This is a genomic window from Lysobacter hankyongensis, assembly GCF_039543145.1.
In the GTDB taxonomy this organism is placed as follows: Bacteria; Pseudomonadota; Gammaproteobacteria; order Xanthomonadales; family Xanthomonadaceae; genus Lysobacter_I; species Lysobacter_I hankyongensis.
Genome location: NZ_BAABJE010000010.1, coordinates 66,408 through 85,074, shown reverse-complemented (window position 1 = coordinate 85,074; position 18,667 = coordinate 66,408). Strand labels below are relative to the sequence as shown.

Genomic DNA, 18,667 nt, shown 5'->3' with positions numbered 1-18,667 from the left:
CTTTTTCTTACGCCGGGCTGACGGGTGGGCGGCATTCAGTCCGTCATTCGTCCTGCGCGCTCAGAACACCTCGCCGATACAGCAGCGCAGCGAGCCGCCGGCGGCTTCGATGGCGTCCAGCTCGACGCTGCGGACGGTGAAGCCCGCCGTCGCCAAGGCCGCGCGCGACGCTTCGGACAGTGCCCGGTCCGCGGTCGCGCTCATCCAGACCGTGTCCGGGTGCAGCGAGATCGCGTTGCCGGCGAACGCCGACCGTTCCGCCGACGACAGCCGGATCGCATGCGGCGCGTAGATCGTCGCGATCGCTTCGACCGTGGCCGCGTCCGCGAAGCCGTCGGGGCAGAGCAGGGCAGCGCGTCCGGCCAGTACCGCCAGCACCACGTTCGTGTGGTACTCGCCCGGGGCGAGGTCGAACATCAGCGTCGCCCGCAGCCCGAACGCATCGTGCATTCTGCGTGCGCCGGCTTCGTCGCAGCGCTCGGACAGGCCGCAGAAGCCGAGCCCTCGCGCGCGATCGATCGCCAGCGCGCCGGTCAATTCGCAGACGTGGGTCTGGGTCGACAGGTCGATCTCGGCGTACCCCAGGCTTTCATGGAAGAACCTGCGGATATCGGGCCGCATCGCTTCGCGCTGGCGCACCGGATGGCGCATGCGGCCCACGATCAGGCGGGCCGAACCCTGCGCGCCGCTGTGGGCATCGCCGCGGGCGGTCGCGAACACGTTGTTCGGGAATACCGCGTCGGGCGTCGACGGATCGCCGGCGAAGCACACCACCGGCAGCTCCGAGGACAGTGCGCGCTGCAGCTCGCGGTGCTGTGCCGACGCGCGGGCCGCATCGAAGGCCGCGGCTTCTGCCATGTAGCGATTGTCGGTGGCGGATTCAGTGGCGAGCCCGAAACCGTCCGGTGCGACCAGGAACGCTGCGCTGGCGGTGGCGGGGCCGAAATCGTGCGCGCTCCTGCGCGCGAAATCGATGAAGGCGGCGGTGTCGCGGGTCAGCATGGGCGTCGGCGTCTCGGTGCGATCAGGCGGCGCGTTCGTCGAACGGCAGGCCTTGCGGTATTTCGGTGACGGCCAGAGCCTGTTCGACCAGCGACCAGTCGGCGCCGGGCCGATGCGCGCCTTCGCTGAGGATCTGGCGGAACGCGCGACCACCGCGTTCGCCGTGGTACAGGCCGAGGATGTGCCGGGTCATGTGCTTCAGATATGTGCCGCGTTCGAGCTGCGCCTGCACGTACGGCCGCCACGCGCGCAACAACTCGCCGCGCGTGCGCGTCTCGCCGGCGAACCATGCGGCATCGAGTCGATGCAGCAGATACGGGTCGTGATACGCGGCGCGGCCCAGCATCGCGCCGTCGGTGTGGCCCAGGTGCGCCGTGGCTTCGTCGAGATCGGCGATGCCGCCGTTGACGATCACCTGCAGCGCAGGCCGCTCATGCTTCAACCGATAGGCCCAGTCGTACCGCAGCGGCGGCACTTCGCGGTTCTCCTTCGGTGACAGCCCCTGCAGCCAGGCGTTGCGCGCGTGGACCACGAACATCCGGCAACCTGCGGCGGCGATGGTGTCGATGAAGGCGAGGAAGCGCTCCCACTCGTGATCGTCGTCGACGCCGAGCCGGCATTTCACGGTGATCGGCGTGTCGGGCGTCGCCGCGATCATCCCGGCGACGCAGTCGGCGACCAGCGACGGCTCGCGCATCAGACAGGCGCCGAAACGCCCGGCCTGCACGCGGTCGGACGGGCAGCCGCAGTTGAGGTTGATCTCGTCGAAGCCGTGCTCGGCGCCGATGCGTGCGGCCTGCGCCAGCAATGCCGGCTCGCTGCCGCCGAGCTGCAGCGCCACCGGATGCTGGCCGTCGTCCTTCGCCAGCAGGCGCATGCGGTCGCCGTGGATCACGGCGTTCGCATGCACCATCTCGGTATACAGCCGCGCATGCGGCGCCAGCAGCCGGTGGAAATTGCGGCAGTGCGTGTCGGTCCAGTCCATCATCGGGGCGACGGACAGGCGGAGTCGCTCTGCGGGAATGGCGGCGCTGGGAGGCATCGGGGCATTGTAACGTCCCGGATCGATGCGCCCGGGACGTCGGCGTCAGCGCTTCAGCGCGCGCAGGGCGTCGGCCATCGCGGTGTTGGCGGGCGGTGCTGACTGGCCGGGGCGCGGTTTCGCGGGGGCGCCGCCTTTCGGGCCCTGGCCAGCCGCACCTTGGCCACCCTGGCGCGGGCCGGTCTGGCGTGCGTTGGGTTGGCGCGCGTCGTCGCGACCGCCGCCGCGCGACTCGCCCGGCACGTCGTCGAGCCGGCAGGTGAGCGCGATGCGCTTGCGCGGCACGTCCACTTCCATGACCTTCACCTTCACCACGTCGCCGACCTTCACCACGCTGCGCGGGTCCTTCACGAACTTGTCGGACAGCGCGGAGATGTGGACCAGGCCGTCCTGGTGGACACCGATATCGATGAAGGCGCCGAACGCGGCGACGTTGGTGACCACGCCTTCCAGGACCATGCCCGGCTGCAGGTCGCCGATGGTCTCGATGCCGTCGGCGAAGCGCGCGGCCTTGAATTCCGGACGCGGGTCGCGGCCCGGTTTTTCCAGTTCCTTCACGATGTCGCGCACGGTCGGCAGGCCGAAGTGCTCGTCCGTGAATCGGTCGAGCGGCAGGCTGCGCAGCGTCGCGGCATCACCGATCAACTGGGCGATGGGTTTGCCGGTGGCCTGCACGATGCGTTCGACCACCGGATAGGCTTCCGGATGCACCGATGAGGCGTCCAGTGGCTGGTCGCCATCGGCGATGCGCAGGAAGCCGGCGCACTGTTCGAAGGTCTTCTCGCCGAGACGCGGCACCTTCAGCAGGTCGCGGCGGGATCTGAACGCGCCGTGCTGGTCGCGGAACGCGACGATGTTGTCCGCCACCGACGACGACAGGCCCGAGACGCGAGTCAGCAGCGGCGCCGATGCGGTGTTCACGAACACGCCGACCGCGTTCACGCAGTCCTCCACCTTCGCGTCGAGAGAACGCGCCAGCGCGTACGGATTCACGTCGTGCTGGTACTGGCCGACACCGATCGCCTTGGGCTCGATCTTCACCAGTTCCGCCAGCGGGTCCTGCAGCCGGCGCGCGATCGACACCGCGCCGCGCAGGCTGACGTCGAGGTTCGGGAATTCGCGCGCCGCCAGTTCCGAGGCCGAATACACCGAGGCGCCGGCCTCGCTGACCATGACCTTGGTGAGCTTCAGCTCCGGATGCTTCGCGATCAGTTCGCCGGCGAGCTTGTCGGTCTCGCGCGATGCGGTGCCGTTGCCGATGGCGATCAGTTCGACCCGGTGTTCGGCGCAGAGGCGCTTCAACGCGGCGATCGAAGCGTCCCACTGGCGTTTGGGTTCGTGCGGATAGATCGTGTCGGTGGCGACGAGTTTGCCGGTGCGGTCGACCACCGCGACCTTCACGCCGGTGCGCAGGCCGGGATCGAGCCCGAGCACGACGCGCGGGCCGGCGGGCGCGGCCAGCAGCAGGTCCTTGAGGTTGTCGCCGAACACCGCGATGGCCTCGGCCTCGGCCTTTTCGCGCGCGGCGGTGACGAGTTCCAGCGACAGGTTCAGCAGCAGGCGCGCGCGCCAGGCCAGACGACAGGTGTCGGTCAGCCACTTGTCGGCGGGACGGCCCTGTGCGGCGATGCCCGCGGCCAGCGCGACGCGGCCTTCGGCATAGGCGTGGCCCTGTTCGATGTCGGCGGTGGGTTCGAGATCCATCGTCAGCACGTCTTCGCGCCGGCCGCGCAGCAGCGCGAGCATGCGATGCGAAGGAATCGTCGCCAACGCTTCGGAATGATCGAAATAATCGCGGTATTTCGCGCCTTCCTGTTCCTTGCCTGAGGCGACCTTCGCGCGCAGCACGCCCTTGTCCTGCAGCCACTGCCGCAGTTCGCCGACCAGCGCCGCGTTCTCGCCGAAGCGTTCGATCAGGATCGCGCGGGCGCCGTCGAGCGCGGCGGCGACATCGGCCACGCCCTTGTCGGCATCGATGAAAGGCTTCGCGCGTTCGTCGGGCGCGACCGAGGGATCGGCGAGGATCGCATCGGCGAGCGGCTCCAGCCCGGCCTCGCGCGCGATCTGCGCCTTCGTCCGCCGCTTCGGCTTGTACGGCAGATACAGATCTTCGAGTCGCGCCTTGCTGTCGGCGGCGAGCAGCTCGTCCAGCAACGGCTTCGTCAGCTTGCCCTGCTCGGCGATGGACGCGAGGATCGCGTCGCGGCGTTCTTCCATCTCGCGCAGATACACCAGCCGCGATTCGAGATCGCGCAACTGGGTGTCGTCGAGTCCGCCGGTGACTTCCTTGCGATAGCGCGCGATGAACGGGACGGTCGCGCCTTCGTCCAGCAGTTCGACCGCCGCGCGCACCTGCGCCGGTTTCGCCACGATTTCCGCGGCGATGGTGTCGGCGATGACGGTCGCGATGCCGGCGGCGGAGCGGGTGGGGGCGGGGAGGGCGGCGACTGCGATTTCGGTACTGGGCATCGGGATTGCGCGAATGAGCGTTGTGCCGGATTGTGGCCGCGCCTGTCGCGCGCGTACAGGCTGGCGCGGGAACGCAGGATGTGTCAGCGTCGGTCGAGATAGAACGTGCTGCGCCAGCCTTCGTCGTAATCCACCATTGCAGACCGCTGTTCAGGGTGTTCCCGGAAATGCGCCGGCCAGTCGAATTCGTCGGTGCGGAAACCGAAGTGATCCGCCATATAGCGGATCGCCGCGCGCGACGTGCGCCCTGCGAGCGTATATCCGTTGCGCGTCAGCGCGTCGGGGAAGGCCATCTGCTGATCTTCGACCTGGTCGCGGACCAGCTGGATGCCATACGGGTTGCCGAACACGAGGCGCGGATCCGTGGAATCCACGTCCGGCAGGGCATCCTGCGGCGCGGTGATTTCGGTATCGATCACGATGAAGCCGGCGCCCGTACGCTCGATCAGGTCGAGCAGTTCCGCATGCCTGATCGTGTGATAGAAGTAGCCGAGGCACAGCACGACGTCGAATTCGCGTTTCCTGAGGAATTCGAAGGCGTCGCCGGTGTGCAGCGCGTAGGCGTCGCTTGCGATGCCGTAATGCTCGAAGGTCTGTCTGGCGTTGTCGACGAGCGACTGTCGCGGTTCGATGCCGGTAACATGCGCTGCCCCTGCTTTCAGCGCGGCGAAACTCCAGCGCCCGTCGTGGCTGGCGATGTCGAGCACGCGCTTGCCGGCCAGCCGTGCCGCATTGCGCGCGATGATCGCGTCGTGGCGGCCGTTCAGCCGGTGCGGGAGCGGGCTGGTGGTGCTGGTCTGGAAGAATCTGGAGAAATCGTCGAAAAACCCCATGGCGGCCGCTCTCAATATTCAGTCTTCAGTCTCGGGCGGGCCCGGTGTCAGCAACACACGCTTTGCGCGCTCGGTATCGGCCCATCCGAGCGATCCGAACCTGCGCAGGCTGCGTGGCGGAACGCCGCGCAGCCTCGCGAGCGCAGGGCGTCGATGCATCGCCGATGCTCAGTCTCCAAGCGTCAACAACGACGCGTTGCCGCCCGCGGCGGTCGTGTTCACGGTGACCGTCTTCTCGGTCGCGAAGCGCGGCAGGTAGTGCGGGCCGCCGGCCTTGGGGCCGGTACCGGACAGGTTCTGGCCGCCGAAGGGCTGCACGCCGACGACCGCGCCGATCTGGTTGCGGTTGACGTAGATGTTGCCGACCTTCGCGCGCTGGACGATGCGGTCGATGCTTTCGTCGATGCGCGAATGGATGCCGAGGGTCAGGCCGAAGCCGGTGGCGTTGATGGTGTCGACGACCTGGTCGAGATCCTCGGCCTTCCAGCGGATCACGTGCAGCGCCGGGCCGAAATTTTCGCGGGTCAGCTGCGACAACGACTTCAGCTCCCACGCGCGCGGCGCGAAGAAGGTGCCGTGTTCGATGCTGTCGTCGGTGGTCGCGGTGGCGATCAGGGTCGCGTCCTTCGCCATCTTCGCGGCGTGGTCTTCCAGCAGCGCGAGGGCGTCGGCGTCGATCACCGGGCCGACGTCGGTGGACAGCAGGCCGGGATCGCCGACCTTCAGTTCCGCCATCGCGCCGGCGAGCATGTGCACGACCTTGTCGGCGATGTCTTCCTGCACGAACAGCACGCGCGCGGCCGAGCAGCGCTGGCCGGCGGAGGTGAAGGCGGACGACAGCGCGTCCTTGACCAGTTGTTCCGGCAGGGCGGACGAGTCGGCGATCAGCGCGTTCTGGCCGCCGGTCTCGGCGATCAGGACGGCGATGGCGCCGGATTCGCGCCCGGCCAGCGCGCGGTTGATCGCGCGGGCGGTCTCGGTGGAGCCGGTGAAGGCGACGCCGGCGACGCGCGGATCGCGGGTCAGCGCGGCGCCGACGGTGGCGCCATCGCCGGGCAGGAACTGCAGCACGGCTTCGGGGATGCCGGCTTCGTGCAGCAGTTTCACCGCGGCATGGCCGATGAGATTGGTCTGTTCGGCGGGCTTGGCGATCACGCTGTTGCCGGCGGCCAGCGCCGCGGCCACCTGGCCCATGAAGATCGCCAGCGGGAAATTCCACGGCGAGATGCACACGAACACGCCGCGGCCGGCGAGCTGCAGCGTGTTCGACTCGCCGGTCGGGCCGGGCAGGGCTTCGACCGCGAAGTGCTTGCGCGCCTGGGCGGCGTAATAGCGCAGGAAATCCACGGCCTCGCGCACTTCGGCGACGCCGTCGGACAGCGTCTTGCCGGCTTCCTTGGTGCACATCGCCATGTACTGCGGCATGCGCGCTTCCAGCAGGGTCGCGGCATGTTCGAGGATCGCGGCGCGGCTGGCGGCCGGGGTGGCGTCCCAGCCGGGCTGCGCGGCGACCGCGTTCTGCAGGGCCTTTTCGACGGTCGCGCTGTCGGCGGGCTGCCAGCGGCCGACGGTTTCGCGGCGATCGGCCGGATTGGTCACCGCGAGCATGCCGCGCGATTCGGCGTCGGCGGCGAGGTTGGCGCCCGGCACCAGCGGCATGGCGCGCCAACTGCCGGCGCCCGCGGCGTTGATCTGCTCGGCGAGGGCCTGCAGCTGCGAATCGTTGGCGAGGTTGATGCCCATGGAGTTGTCTCTCTCGTGCCCGAAACTGCGGTACAGATCGACCGGCAGCGGGATGCGCGGATGCGGGATGCTGTCGAACGCGGACACGGTTTCGACCGGGTCGCGGATGAGGTCGTCGATGGCGACGCTCTCGTCGGTGATGCGATTGACGAAGCTGGAATTGGCGCCGTTCTCGAGCAGGCGGCGCACCAGATACGGCAGCAGATCTTCGTGCGAACCCACCGGCGCGTAGACGCGGCAGGGCACGTTCAGGCGATCCGCCGGAATGACTTCGGCATAGAGGTCGTCGCCCATGCCGTGCAGTTTCTGGAATTCGTAGGCGCTGTCCCGCGCCATCCGGTGGATCGCGGCGATCGTCTGCGCGTTGTGGGTCGCGAACATCGGATAGATCGCGTCGGTCGCGTCGAGCAACCTGCGCGCGCAGGCCTGATAGGACACGTCGGTATTGGGTTTGCGCGTGAACACCGGATAGCCGGCCTGGCCGTCGACCTGCGCGCGCTTGACCTCGCTGTCCCAGTACGCGCCCTTCACCAGTCGCACCGGGATCGTCCGGCCCAGCGCGCGGGCGCGGTCGGCGATGAAGTCGATCACGAACGGCGCGCGCTTCTGATACGCCTGCACGACGATGCCGAAGCCGTTCCAGCCCGCCAGCGAAGAGTCGGACAGCACCTGGAAGATCAGGTCGAGCGACATTTCGAGGCGGTCGGTTTCCTCGGCGTCGATGGTCAGGCCGATGCCGTAGCGCTTCGCGAGCTGCGACAGCTCCAGCAGGCGCGGACCGAGTTCGGCGAACACCCGGGCGCGCTTGGCGTGTTCGTAGCGCGGATGCAGGGCGGAGAGCTTGACCGAGATGCTCGGCGCGGCGAAGACATCCGCGGAAACGAAATCGCCGCCCGGGCCGCTCCTGCCGATGGCGTGGATCGCCATGCGGTAGGCGTCGAGATAGCGCAGCGCATCCTTCGTCGTCAGCGCGCCTTCGCCCAGCATGTCGAACGAATAGCGGTAGTTCGCGCTGTCGCCCTTGCGGCTGCGCGACAGGGCTTCGTCGATGGTGCGCCCCATCACGAACTGGTGGCCCATGATCCGCATGGCCTGACGCACGGCAAGGCGGATCACCGGCTCGCCGACGCGGCCGATCAGGCGCTTGAAGGCGTTGTGGACGTCGCGCTTGGTGTCGTCGGCCAGATCAACCAGCTTGCCGGTCAGCATCAGGCCCCAGGTCGAGGCGTTGACCAGCACCGAGTCCGACTGGCCCATGTGCCGTTTCCAGTCGGCGTCGCCGAGCTTGTCGCGGATCAGTTTGTCGGCGGTGTCCTGGTCGGGAATGCGCAGCAGGGCCTCGGCCACGCACATCAGCAGCACGCCTTCCTCGCTGCCCAGGTCGTACTGGCGCATGAAGGCCTCGATGGCGCCCTGGTCCTGCGCCCGGGCCCGGACCCGGCGCACCAGGTCGGCAGCGGTGGCCTGGACAGCGGCGCGGTCGGGGTCCGGCTGACGGGCGGCGGCCAGCAGTTCGCGGACGTGCTCGGCTTCGTCGCGGACCCAGGCCGCGGTGATGGCGGCCCGGCGCGGGTCGGGCGTGGCCGGCAATTCGGGGGTCAGAAGGGCGTTCACGGCGGTCCGAAGGGCGGCGAGGCGCGGATACTAGCAGTGCCGAAGCCTGCATTTGTACCCCTTCGCCCGCGTATGCGCGACCGGCTTCCCTTGCCCCTGTCTGCGGCGAACGGCTACCATTCTCGGGTTTCCCGGGAATCGCTTCGGGCCGGACAGGTTTTTCCGCCTGCCTCTGCCGCCCGGCTTCCTACGTAACTCTTTCATCTGCATCGACTCGGTCGAGTCGCGACTTCGGGGTGTTGGACCATGGTGCGAACGCGTGCGTGTGTGACGGGATGGGGTCGGATGCTGGCGGCGCTGCCGCTGGTCGCGCTCCTGATTCCGATGATGGCGATGGCCCAGTCCGCCGACCCGAAACGTTGGCAGCTGAACATGGGGCAGGGGGTCACCGAGTCCTCGAAGCACGCCTACGACGCGCATATGCTCGCGCTGTGGATCTGCGTCGTCATCGGCCTGATCGTCTTCGGCGCCATGGCCTTCGCCATGTTCAAGTTCCGCAAGTCCAAGGGCGCCAAGCCCGACGTGGACTTCACCCACAGCACCAAGCTGGAAATCATCTGGACCGTGGTGCCGGTGGCGCTGCTGGTGATGATGGCGTTCCCGGCCACCAGCAAGCTGATCGCGATGTACGACACCCGCGATGCGGCGATGACCATCAAGGTCACCGGTTATCAGTGGCTGTGGCACTACGAATACCCGGGCGACAAGCCGGGCGACACCGTCAGCTTCACCAGCCGCCTCGATCGCAAGAGCGACCAGATCCGCCAGAGCGGCGTCGATGCGCGCGGCGCCGACCATCCGAACTATCTGCTCGACGTCGACAATCCCCTCGTCGTTCCGGTCGACACCAAGATCCATTTCCTGATCAAGGCCGACGACGTGATCCACGCATGGTGGGTGCCGGCGCTGGGCTGGAAGCAGGACGCCATCCCGGGCATCGTCAACGACGCCTGGACCGAGATCAAAACCCCGGGCGTGTACCGCGGCCAGTGTGCGGAACTCTGCGGCAAGGACCACGGATTCATGCCGATCGTGGTGAAGGCCGTGTCGAAGGCCGAATTCCAGCAGTGGCTGGCCGAGCAGCGCGCGAAGAACGCGCCTCCGGCGCCGGCCGCGCCCGCGGAAGCGGCGCCTGCCGATGCCGCGCCGGCCGAAGCGGCGCCCGCCGCCGAAGCCGCCGCGCCGGCGACCGCCACCGCTGCCGACCAGAACGCCGCCGCAACCGCCGCCAAGGCCGGTTGATCGCTCCACTTTCGAGGTAAGTCATGGCCACCACCACCCACGCCGCAGATCACCACGACGCGCACGACCACAAGCAGGGCTTCGTGGAGCGTTGGTTCTTCTCGACCAACCACAAGGACATCGGCACGCTGTATCTGGTGTTCAGCTTCGTGATGTTCATCATCGGCGCCGGCATGTCGGTGGTGATCCGCACCGAACTGATGACGCCGGGCCTGCAGCACGTCAGCCCCGAGTTCTTCAATTCGATGACCACCGTGCACGCGCTGGTCATGATCTTCGGCGGCGTGATGCCGGCCTTCGTCGGTCTGGCCAACTGGATGGTGCCGCTGCAGATCGGCGCGCCGGACATGGCGCTGCCGCGCATGAACAACTGGTCCTTCTGGATCATGCCGTTCGCCTTCGCGTTGCTGCTGGTCACGTTCTTCCTGCCGGGCGGCGCGCCCGCTGGCGGCTGGACCCTGTATCCGCCGCTGTCGCTGCAGGGCGGATACAACCTGTCGTTCGCGATCTTCGCCATCCACATGATGGGCATCAGCTCGATCATGGGCGCGATCAACATCATCGCCACCATCCTCAACATGCGCGCCCCGGGCGTGGATCTGCTGAAGATGCCGATCTTCTGCTGGACCTGGCTGATCACCGCCTTCCTGCTGATCGCGGTGATGCCGGTGCTCGCCGGCGCCGTGACCATGCTGCTCACCGACAAGTTCTTCCTGACCAGCTTCTTCAGCGCGAAGGGCGGCGGTGACCCGGTGATGTTCCAGCACATCTTCTGGTTCTTCGGTCACCCCGAGGTCTACATCATGATCCTGCCGGCCTTCGGCGTGGTGTCGGAGATCATCCCGACCTTCAGCCGCAAGCCGCTGTTCGGTTACCAGGCGATGGTGTACGCCACCGCTTCGATCGCCTTCCTCTCGTTCATCGTGTGGGCGCACCACATGTTCACCGTCGGCATGCCGCTCGGTGGCGAGATCTACTTCATGTTCGCGACCATGCTGATCGCGGTGCCGACCGGCGTGAAGGTGTTCAACTGGGTCACCACGATGTGGCGCGGCTCGATCTCGTTCGAATCGCCGATGCTGTGGGCGATCGCGTTCGTGATCCTGTTCACCATCGGCGGCTTCTCGGGCCTGATGCTCGCCATCGTCCCGGCCGATTTCCAGTACCACGACACCTATTTCGTCGTCGCCCACTTCCATTACGTGCTGGTCACCGGCGCGCTGTTCGCGATCATCGCGGCGGTGTACTACTGGTGGCCGAAGTGGACCGGCCGCATGTACAGCGAGACGCTGGCCAAGTTCCATTTCTGGTGGTCGGTGGTGTTCGTGAACCTGCTGTTCTTCCCGCAGCACTTCCTCGGCCTGGCCGGCATGCCGCGCCGCATCCCCGACTACAACGTCGTGTTCGCGGACTGGAACCTCGTCAGCTCGATCGGCGCCTTCGGCATGTTCGCGACCCCGTTCATCATGGCCTACGTGCTGTGGCATTCGCTGAAGCACGGCGCCAAGGCCGAAGCCCGCGCCTGGGAAGGCGCGAAGGGCCTGGAATGGACGGTGCCGTCGCCGGCTCCGCACCACACCTTCACCACGCCGCCGGTGATCCGTGAAGGCGATCTCGCCCACGGCGACATCACGCACTGACGCCCTGCGGATCGATCCTGCGAGCACCCGCGACGCCATGACCGGACAACCGACCCCCACCCGGGACCCGATGGCCGAACGCCGCGCCTCCGCGCGGCGCACGGCGCTGGTGTTCGCGGGCATCGCGGTCGCGGTTTACGTCGGCTTCATGCTGCTCAATGTGGTGGCGAAATGAGCGCCGAGACATCCGCCGCACGCGCGCGCCGCTTCGGCGTCGGTGGCATGGTCGCCGTGTCGCTGCTGGCCTTCGGTTTCAGCTTCGCGCTGGTGCCGCTGTACCGCATCGCCTGCGAGAAGGTGTTCGGCATCCGCCTCGAACGCGGCCCCGCCGAGACCGCCGCCGCCGCGACAGGCCACGACCGCATGATCACGGTGCGGTTCGACGGCGACGTCAATTCCAAGCTGCCCTGGGCCTTCGCCCCGAAGCAGTTGAGCATGCAGGTGCGGCCCGGCGAGATTTACGAAACCGCCTACATCGCGCGCAACACCAGCGACCGCGATATCGTCGGCAGCGCCACGCCGTCGGTGGCGCCGGCGCTCGGTTCGAAATACTTCAACAAGACCGAATGCTTCTGCTTCACCGCGCAGACGCTCGCCGCCGGCGAGTCGCGCGAGATGCCGGTGCGTTTCATCGTCGATCCGGATCTGCCGCAGGACGTGCGCACGCTCACGCTGTCCTATACCTTCTTCAAGAACGATGTGCTGACGGCCAGGCTCTCCGGATCGAAGTCCGGCGCCTCGGCCGATGCGCAGCGCAGCGCGCCCTGACCTTTTCCCGATTTTCCATTCGAATACTTCACGCGAGACGACCGCCATGGCTCAAGCGCACGCCGATCACCACGACCCGAATGTCTACTTCGTGCCTCACGGCAGCAAGTGGCCGGTGTTCGCTTCGGTCTTCCTCTTCGCCACCATGGTTGGTCTCGCCAGCTGGCTGAACCACATCGGCTGGGGCAAGTCGGTGTTCTTCGCCGGCCTGCTCGGCCTGCTGTTCATTCTGTTCAAATGGTTCGCCGATGTGATCATCGAATCGGTCAGCGGCTTCTACAACAAGCAGGTCGACGTGTCCTTCCGCATGGGCATGGTGTGGTTCATCTTCTCTGAAGTGATGTTCTTCGCCGCGTTCTTCGGCGCGCTGTTCTACGCCCGCCAGTTCGCGCTGCCGTGGCTGGGCGGCGAGGGCGACGGCGCGATGACCAACGCCACGCTGTGGTCGGACTTCACCGCGGCCTGGCCGAGCAGCGGCCCCGGCAACGTCGGCGGCCACTTCCAGACCATCCCGGCCTGGGGCCTGCCGCTGATCAACACCCTGATCCTGCTGACCTCCGGCGTGACCGTGACCCTGGCGCATCACGCGCTCAAGGCCGCGCACCGCAAGGCGCTTCTGGTGTGGCTCGGCGCCACGGTCGCCCTCGGCTGCCTGTTCCTGTTCTACCAGGCCGAGGAATACATCCACGCCTACAAGGAACTGAACCTCACCCTGGGTTCGGGCATCTACGGTTCCACCTTCTTCATGCTCACCGGCTTCCACGGTGCGCACGTGACCCTCGGCACGCTGATGCTGGCGATCATGTGGCTGCGCTGCGCGAAGGGCCATTTCAGCAAGGACCAGCACTTCGCGTTCGAAGCGGTGGCCTGGTACTGGCACTTCGTCGACGTGGTGTGGCTGGGCCTGTTCCTGTTCGTCTACGTGCTGTAACGCGCATCGGCGCGTCACGCGAACGAAGGCCGGCATTGCGCCGGCCTTCGTGTCTGTGAAAACGTCTGCGGACGCGTGCGGCAGTCAGCCGGGGAACGAATCCTTCCGGCGCCGTCGCCCGTATGAGTGCGAGCGATCAGCCCGCGGGATTGCGACCGATGCCGTGCGGTTCGATCCAGCCCATGAAGATCGCCAGGATCAGCAGCAGGATCAGCCCCACGGACAACGCGATGCGCCGGGTCAGGGCGTTAACGGTGCGTTTGGTCTGTCCCTTGTCGACCAGCATGTAGTACAGGCCGGCTCCCAGGTTCCACACGATCAGGATCAGAACCCCGACGATGAGCAGGGTCTTCAACGAATCGTTCATGAGGCACTCCGACGGCGCGCGGATCGGCGCGGTTTGCGGGTGCGATTATCGCAGGCGCTGAGGGCACCGGGGTGAATCCGCGCCGCCATCCGCTGTTCCTGTGGGCGATCGCTCTGTTGACGATGGCGCTGTTCGCGCGCCTGGGCGTCTGGCAGCTCGATCGCTCGCACGAGAAGCGCGCGATGCTGGAGGCGGCGTCCCGGGCGCTGGCTTCGCGCGTGCCGCAGCCGCTGTCGGTCGTCGGCGACGCCTCGCGGCGGCAGCGCTACGACTGGGTCGAGATCGAGGGCCGCTTCGCGGACGCGCCGGCGGTGCTGCTCGACAACCAGCAGCACGCCGGCAGGGTGGGTGTGCGCGCATACCGGCGGTTCGACGTGCGTGGCGGGCCGCCGCTGCTGGTCGATCTGGGCTGGGTCGCGCTGCCGCTGGACCGCCTCATGCCGCCGGTCCCGCGCGATGTCTCGCGGACCGCGCTGTCGGGCCTGCTGCTGCCACCGCCCGGTGCGGGCCTGGGCATGGGCGCGCCCGCGACGCTGGCGGACGGCACGCTGCTGACGACGACGATCGACCTGCAGGCGCTGCGCGTTCCGCTGCAGGCGCCGACGCTCGCGCCGCGGGTGTTGCGCCCGGCGCCGGACGCCGGTTTCGGTTTCCAGCGCGATTTCGACATCCTGCCCAACACGTTGCCGCCCGAACGGCATCTGGGTTATGCGGTGCAATGGTTCGCGCTGGCTCTGGCCGTGCTGATCACCGCGCTGCTGCTGACCTGGCGCGCCCGTCGCGCCGCGCAACGACACCGGAGTGCATCCTGATGAACCCGACCCCCGACTCCCCGCCTGCCGCTCCCGGCGGTGTCCGCAATCGCAACCGGCTCATGCTGATCGCGATCTTCGCGATCTTCTTCGGCGGATTCGCGCTGGCGGGCCTGCTGCGTTTCTCCGGCTGGCGCCCGGCCGGCATGAAGAATCATGGCGAGCTGCTGCAGCCGCCGACGGATCTGCGCGCGCTGACGCCGACCCTGGCCGGTGGCGGCGCTTATCGATGGAACCCGGTGGAACGGCGGTGGCGGATCGTGGTGGCGCCTCCTGCCGATTGCGGCCAGCTCTGCGTCGCGCTGGCGGGCCAGCTCGATCTGGTCTGGCAATTGTTCGGCCGCGACGCCACCGACGTGCATCTGCTGTGGGTCGGGGTGCCGCCGGCGGGGATCGAGCGCGGACCGGAATTCCGCGAACTCCGCGACGATGCGGCGCTGCGCGCCGGGCTGCCGCGCCTCGACGACCCCAAGGGTGTGCCGGTCTACGTCATCGACCCCAACGGCTTCGTGGTTCTGCGTTACGCTCCCGGGTTCGATCCGGCCCATCTCCGCCAGGACATGTCCCGGCTGCTCAAGCTGAAATAGGCCAGACCCGCCGCCATGTCGTCCGCTCCCATCCCGCCCGCCCCCATGTCGAACGAATCGCTTCAGGCCGCCGATGCGCGGCCGGCCGCGCCGAAGGCGCCGATCTATCGCCACTATCACCGCATCGCGTGGCTGGCGGTGGCGCTGGCGCTGTGCGTCATCGTGTTCGGCGCGTTCGTGCGGCTCTCCCATGCCGGTCTGAGCTGTCCGGACTGGCCGACCTGCTACGGCCGCGCCACCTGGCCGTCGGTCACCGCGGAAGTGAACCATCCGACCGCGCTCGATGTGCGGCCGCTGGAAGTGCACAAGGCCTGGCGCGAGCAGGTGCACCGCCACGCCGCGGCCGTGCTCGGGACGCTGGTGCTGATCCTCGCGCTGTTGGCCGCACGCCGGCGCCGTTTCGGCGTCGCCCAGGTCCTGGCCGCGGCCGCGCTGATCGCGGTGGGCATCCCGCTGTACATGCGCGGCATGCACGAGGCCGCGATCGCGTGCGCGGTGCTCGGCGAATCGATTCTGCTGCTCGCAGCCCTGCGATGGAGCAACGACGATCTGTCCCGCGCCTCCACGCTCACGCTGATGCTGATCGTGTTCCAGGCGCTGCTGGGCATGTGGACGGTCACGCTGCTGCTCAAACCGGTGGTGGTGATGGGCCACCTGCTGGGCGGCATGAGCACGTTCGCGATGCTGACCTGGATGGCCTGGCGCGCCACCGGCAGCCCGGTGCGCATCGCCGGCGTCCCGGTCATGCGCCGCTGGCTGATCGGCGCGGTCGCCGTCGTCGGCATCCAGATCGCGCTCGGCGGCTGGGTCAGCGCGAACTATGCCGCGCTGGCCTGCGGCAACGATTTCCCGACCTGCGTCGGCCAGTGGCTGCCGCCGACCGATTTCCGCGAAGGCTTCGTGCTGTGGCGCGGCATCGGCGTCGACTACGAGGGCGGCGTGCTCGATGGCGCCTCGCGCATCGCGATCCAGCTCGCCCATCGCGGCATGGCGGTGGTGGTGTTCCTCTACCTGCTCACGTTGGCCTTCAAATTGATCCGCACGCCGGGACTGTGGCTCGCGGGCGTGGTCCTCGGCCTGCTGACGCTGGCCCAGGTCGGTCTCGGCATCGGCAACGTCGTGATGGGGCTGCCGCTGTGGGTGGCGACGCTGCACAACGCCGGCGCCGCGCTGCTGCTGTTCCTGCTGGTCGGGCTGCTCGCGCGTCTGCGCCCGCCGACGGACTGACATGACCTTCCCGATGCGCGAATACTGGGCCCTGACCAAGCCGCGGGTGGTGGCGCTGATCGTGTTCACCGCGCTGGTGGGCATGTTCCTCGCGGTGCCCGGTCTGCCGCCGCTGCGCGAAAGCGTGTTCGGTTTCATCGGCATCTGGCTGGCCGCGTCCAGCGCCGCGGCGATCAATCACCTGATCGACCAGCGCATCGACCGGGTGATGGCGCGCACCGCGCACCGCCCGCTGGCCACCGGCGCGCTGAAGCCGGCGCAGGTGCTGGCGTTCGCGGTGTTCCTCGGCGCGCTGTCGATGGCGATGCTGATCTCCATGGTCAACCGCATCACCGCGCTGCTGACGTTCGCGTCGCTGATCGGTTACGCCATCGTCTACACCGCATGGCTGAAACGCGCCACGCCGCAGAACATCGTCATCGGCGGCATCGCCGGCGCCGCGCCGCCGCTGCTGGGCTGGGCCGCGGTCACCGGCATGCAGAACGAATGGGACTGGGCGCACGCGCTGCTGCTGGTGCTCATCATCTTCGTGTGGACGCCGCCGCATTTCTGGGCGCTGGCGATCTTTCGTCGCGAGGATTACGCCCGCGCGCTGGTGCCGATGCTGCCGGTCACGCATGGCGTCGAATACACCCGCTGGCAGATCCTGTTGTACACGGTGCTGCTGCTGGTGATCAGCGTGCTGCCCTGGGCGGTCGGCATGAGCGGATATTTCTATCTCGGCGGCGCGCTGGTGCTGGGCGCGGTGTTCCTGTGGTACGCGTGGAAGCTGCTGGATCCGCCGGACGAGTTCTTCGCGATGCGCACCTTCAACTACTCGATCGTCTATCTGATGGCGCTGTTCGCGTTTTTGCTGGTGGACCACTGGCTCCTGCCCTGGTTGGCCCCGGTGGCGGCGATCGAATTCCAGCCCGCGGGCTGAGCCGCGTAGCCAGCCTCGACGTTGGTCGGCTCGACCGCGGCACGCCCAGCGCGTACGCTTGCCCGATCCGTCGATGGGGGTTCGATCATGCGTCATCCGCGTCCTGGCAGGCCTTGTCTCAACACCCTGGTGTGCGGCCTCGCGCTCGTCGCCGCCGCGTTTTCCGCACATGGGCGCGAAGCGCCGCCGCCGGCGTCCGTCGTCACCGCCGCGCGCATGCTCGATGTCCGCAGCGGTCGCGTACTGGAGAATGTGCAGGTGCTGGTCGAAGGCGGGCGCATCAAACAGGTCGCCCACGGCCCCGGCGCTGCCATCGTCGCGCCCGATGTGCGCCGCTACAACCTCGGCGATGTCACCCTGCTGCCCGGCCTGATCGACATGCACGTGCATATCGACAGCGATCCCACCTACAGCGGCTACAGCTACCTGCAGTTCAACGATCGCTTCTGGTCGGCGGTGTCGGTGACGCACGCGCAGAAGACGCTGATGGCCGGTTTCACCACCATCCGGAACCTCGGCTCCGACGACTGGAACGATGTGGGCCTGCAGCAGGCGATCGACGAAGGTCGCGTGCAGGGGCCGCGCATCGTGCCCGCGGGCTACGCGTTCGGCGCCACCGGCGGACATTGCGATTCGACCTATTTTCCGCCGTCGATGCACGATCGCAACGCCTACAACGCCGACAATCCCGACGAGGCGCGCAAGTCGGTGCGCGAAGTGCGCAAGTACGGCGCGCAGGTGATCAAGATCTGCGCCACCGGCGGCGTGTTCTCGCGCAACACCGAATCCGGCCAACAGCAGATGACCTATGCCGAGATGAAGGCGACCGCGGACGAGGCGCACATGTGGGGCGTGAAGGTCGCTGCGCACGCGCACGGCGCCTCCGGCATCCGCGACGCGATCCGCGCCGGCGTCGACACCATCGAGCACGCGAGCCTGCTCGACGACGAGGGCATCCGCCTCGCAAAGCAGTTCGGTGCGTATCTCTCGATGGATATCTACAACACCGATTACACCCAATCCGAAGGCGCGAAGAACGGCGTGCTCGAAGACAACCTGCGCAAGGACCGCGAACTCGCCGATGTGCAGCGCGAGAATTTCCGCCGCGCGCATGCGGCCGGCGTGAAGATGGTCTTCGGCACCGATGCCGGCATCTACCCGCACGGCGACAACGCGAAGCAGTTCGCGGTGATGGTGCGTTACGGCATGACCCCGACCCAGGCGATCCAGTCCGCCACCATCAACGCCGCGGACGCGCTCGGCCGCAGCGATGTCGGCATTCTCGAAACCGGCCGCTACGCCGACATCATCGCCGTGCCGGGCAATCCCGCGCAGGACGTGACCCTGCTGGAAGCGGTGCCGTTCGTGATGAAGGGTGGGGTGGTGATAAAAAGCGATTGATGCATATCGAGCGGTAGCTGAACGCTTCTGTTGCTGCCTGCCATGCCTGATCTCCTGCGATGAGACG

The 18,667-nt window shown here is 67.7% G+C and carries 16 protein-coding genes; 10 read left to right on the top strand and 6 right to left on the bottom strand.

All coding sequences use genetic code 11. From position 1 onward, the window contains the following. Positions 1 to 60 precede the first annotated feature (60 nt). The 5 genes from ABD974_RS10055 to putA all read right to left on the bottom strand — a co-directional run bounded on the left by ABD974_RS10055 (position 61) and on the right by putA (position 8,703). A complete protein-coding gene (locus ABD974_RS10055) occupies positions 61 to 1,002 on the bottom strand; it encodes an arginine deiminase-related protein (RefSeq protein ID WP_345303187.1) in 942 nt (313 codons plus the stop codon). A gap of 22 nt (positions 1,003 to 1,024) precedes the next feature. After that, positions 1,025 to 2,044: a tRNA dihydrouridine(20/20a) synthase DusA gene (dusA, locus tag ABD974_RS10050; RefSeq protein WP_345303186.1), complete on the bottom strand. Its 1,020-nt coding sequence runs from the start codon at positions 2,042 to 2,044 to the stop codon at positions 1,025 to 1,027. Positions 2,045 to 2,089: 45 nt separating this feature from the next. Then, positions 2,090 to 4,513 (bottom strand): Tex family protein, encoded by a 2,424-nt coding sequence (locus tag ABD974_RS10045; RefSeq protein ID WP_345303185.1) that lies wholly within the window; start codon positions 4,511 to 4,513, stop codon positions 2,090 to 2,092. Between the two features lie 83 nt (positions 4,514 to 4,596). Continuing rightward, the gene (locus tag ABD974_RS10040) at positions 4,597 to 5,346 is read right to left on the bottom strand and encodes a class I SAM-dependent methyltransferase (RefSeq protein ID WP_345303184.1); all 750 of its coding nucleotides are present in this window, start codon (positions 5,344 to 5,346) and stop codon (positions 4,597 to 4,599) included. Between the two features lie 168 nt (positions 5,347 to 5,514). Beyond that, positions 5,515 to 8,703: a bifunctional proline dehydrogenase/L-glutamate gamma-semialdehyde dehydrogenase PutA gene (putA, locus tag ABD974_RS10035; RefSeq protein ID WP_345303183.1), complete on the bottom strand. Its 3,189-nt coding sequence runs from the start codon at positions 8,701 to 8,703 to the stop codon at positions 5,515 to 5,517. 285 nt (positions 8,704 to 8,988) lie between these two features. On the opposite strand from putA, the gene coxB reads away from it, so the two are divergent. From coxB to ABD974_RS10010, 5 genes are read left to right on the top strand one after another with little or no spacing between them, the layout of a single operon-like run. Beyond that, positions 8,989 to 9,945 (top strand): cytochrome c oxidase subunit II, encoded by a 957-nt coding sequence (gene coxB / locus ABD974_RS10030; RefSeq protein WP_345303182.1) that lies wholly within the window; start codon positions 8,989 to 8,991, stop codon positions 9,943 to 9,945. Between the two features lie 23 nt (positions 9,946 to 9,968). Then, positions 9,969 to 11,585, top strand: a complete 1,617-nt coding sequence (gene ctaD, locus ABD974_RS10025) for a cytochrome c oxidase subunit I (protein ID WP_345303181.1) — start codon at positions 9,969 to 9,971, stop codon at positions 11,583 to 11,585. A gap of 37 nt (positions 11,586 to 11,622) precedes the next feature. After that, positions 11,623 to 11,760, top strand: coding sequence for a hypothetical protein (locus tag ABD974_RS10020; protein WP_345303180.1), 138 nt, complete (start codon positions 11,623 to 11,625; stop codon positions 11,758 to 11,760). Further along, complete coding sequence (locus ABD974_RS10015) at positions 11,757 to 12,353, top strand: cytochrome c oxidase assembly protein (protein ID WP_345303179.1); 597 nt, start codon at positions 11,757 to 11,759, stop codon at positions 12,351 to 12,353. The genes ABD974_RS10020 and ABD974_RS10015 overlap by 4 nt, the downstream gene beginning before the upstream one ends. A gap of 46 nt (positions 12,354 to 12,399) precedes the next feature. Beyond that, a complete protein-coding gene (locus tag ABD974_RS10010; RefSeq protein ID WP_345303178.1) occupies positions 12,400 to 13,284 on the top strand; it encodes a cytochrome c oxidase subunit 3 in 885 nt (294 codons plus the stop codon). Positions 13,285 to 13,420: 136 nt separating this feature from the next. Here the strand turns inward: ABD974_RS10010 and ABD974_RS10005 are convergent, their stop codons facing one another. Then, on the bottom strand, positions 13,421 to 13,651 hold the full coding sequence (locus tag ABD974_RS10005) for a twin transmembrane helix small protein (protein WP_345303177.1): 231 nt from the start codon (positions 13,649 to 13,651) through the stop codon (positions 13,421 to 13,423). 71 nt (positions 13,652 to 13,722) lie between these two features. Between ABD974_RS10005 and ABD974_RS10000 the strand changes: the two genes are divergently transcribed. From ABD974_RS10000 to ABD974_RS09980, 5 genes are all read left to right on the top strand, one after another. Next, positions 13,723 to 14,463, top strand: a complete 741-nt coding sequence (locus tag ABD974_RS10000; RefSeq protein ID WP_345303176.1) for an SURF1 family protein — start codon at positions 13,723 to 13,725, stop codon at positions 14,461 to 14,463. Continuing rightward, the gene (locus tag ABD974_RS09995) at positions 14,463 to 15,050 is read left to right on the top strand and encodes a hypothetical protein (protein ID WP_345303175.1); all 588 of its coding nucleotides are present in this window, start codon (positions 14,463 to 14,465) and stop codon (positions 15,048 to 15,050) included. Before ABD974_RS10000 ends, ABD974_RS09995 begins: the two co-directional genes overlap by 1 nt. 45 nt (positions 15,051 to 15,095) lie before the next feature. Continuing rightward, on the top strand, positions 15,096 to 16,277 hold the full coding sequence (locus ABD974_RS09990; RefSeq protein WP_345303174.1) for a COX15/CtaA family protein: 1,182 nt from the start codon (positions 15,096 to 15,098) through the stop codon (positions 16,275 to 16,277). Between the two features lies 1 nt (position 16,278). Further along, positions 16,279 to 17,199: a heme o synthase gene (gene cyoE, locus ABD974_RS09985; RefSeq protein ID WP_345303173.1), complete on the top strand. Its 921-nt coding sequence runs from the start codon at positions 16,279 to 16,281 to the stop codon at positions 17,197 to 17,199. Positions 17,200 to 17,286: 87 nt separating this feature from the next. After that, positions 17,287 to 18,600 carry a Xaa-Pro dipeptidase gene (locus ABD974_RS09980; RefSeq protein WP_345303172.1) on the top strand — a complete coding sequence of 438 codons (1,314 nt, stop codon included), beginning with the start codon at positions 17,287 to 17,289 and terminating at the stop codon, positions 18,598 to 18,600. Positions 18,601 to 18,667 lie beyond the last annotated feature (67 nt).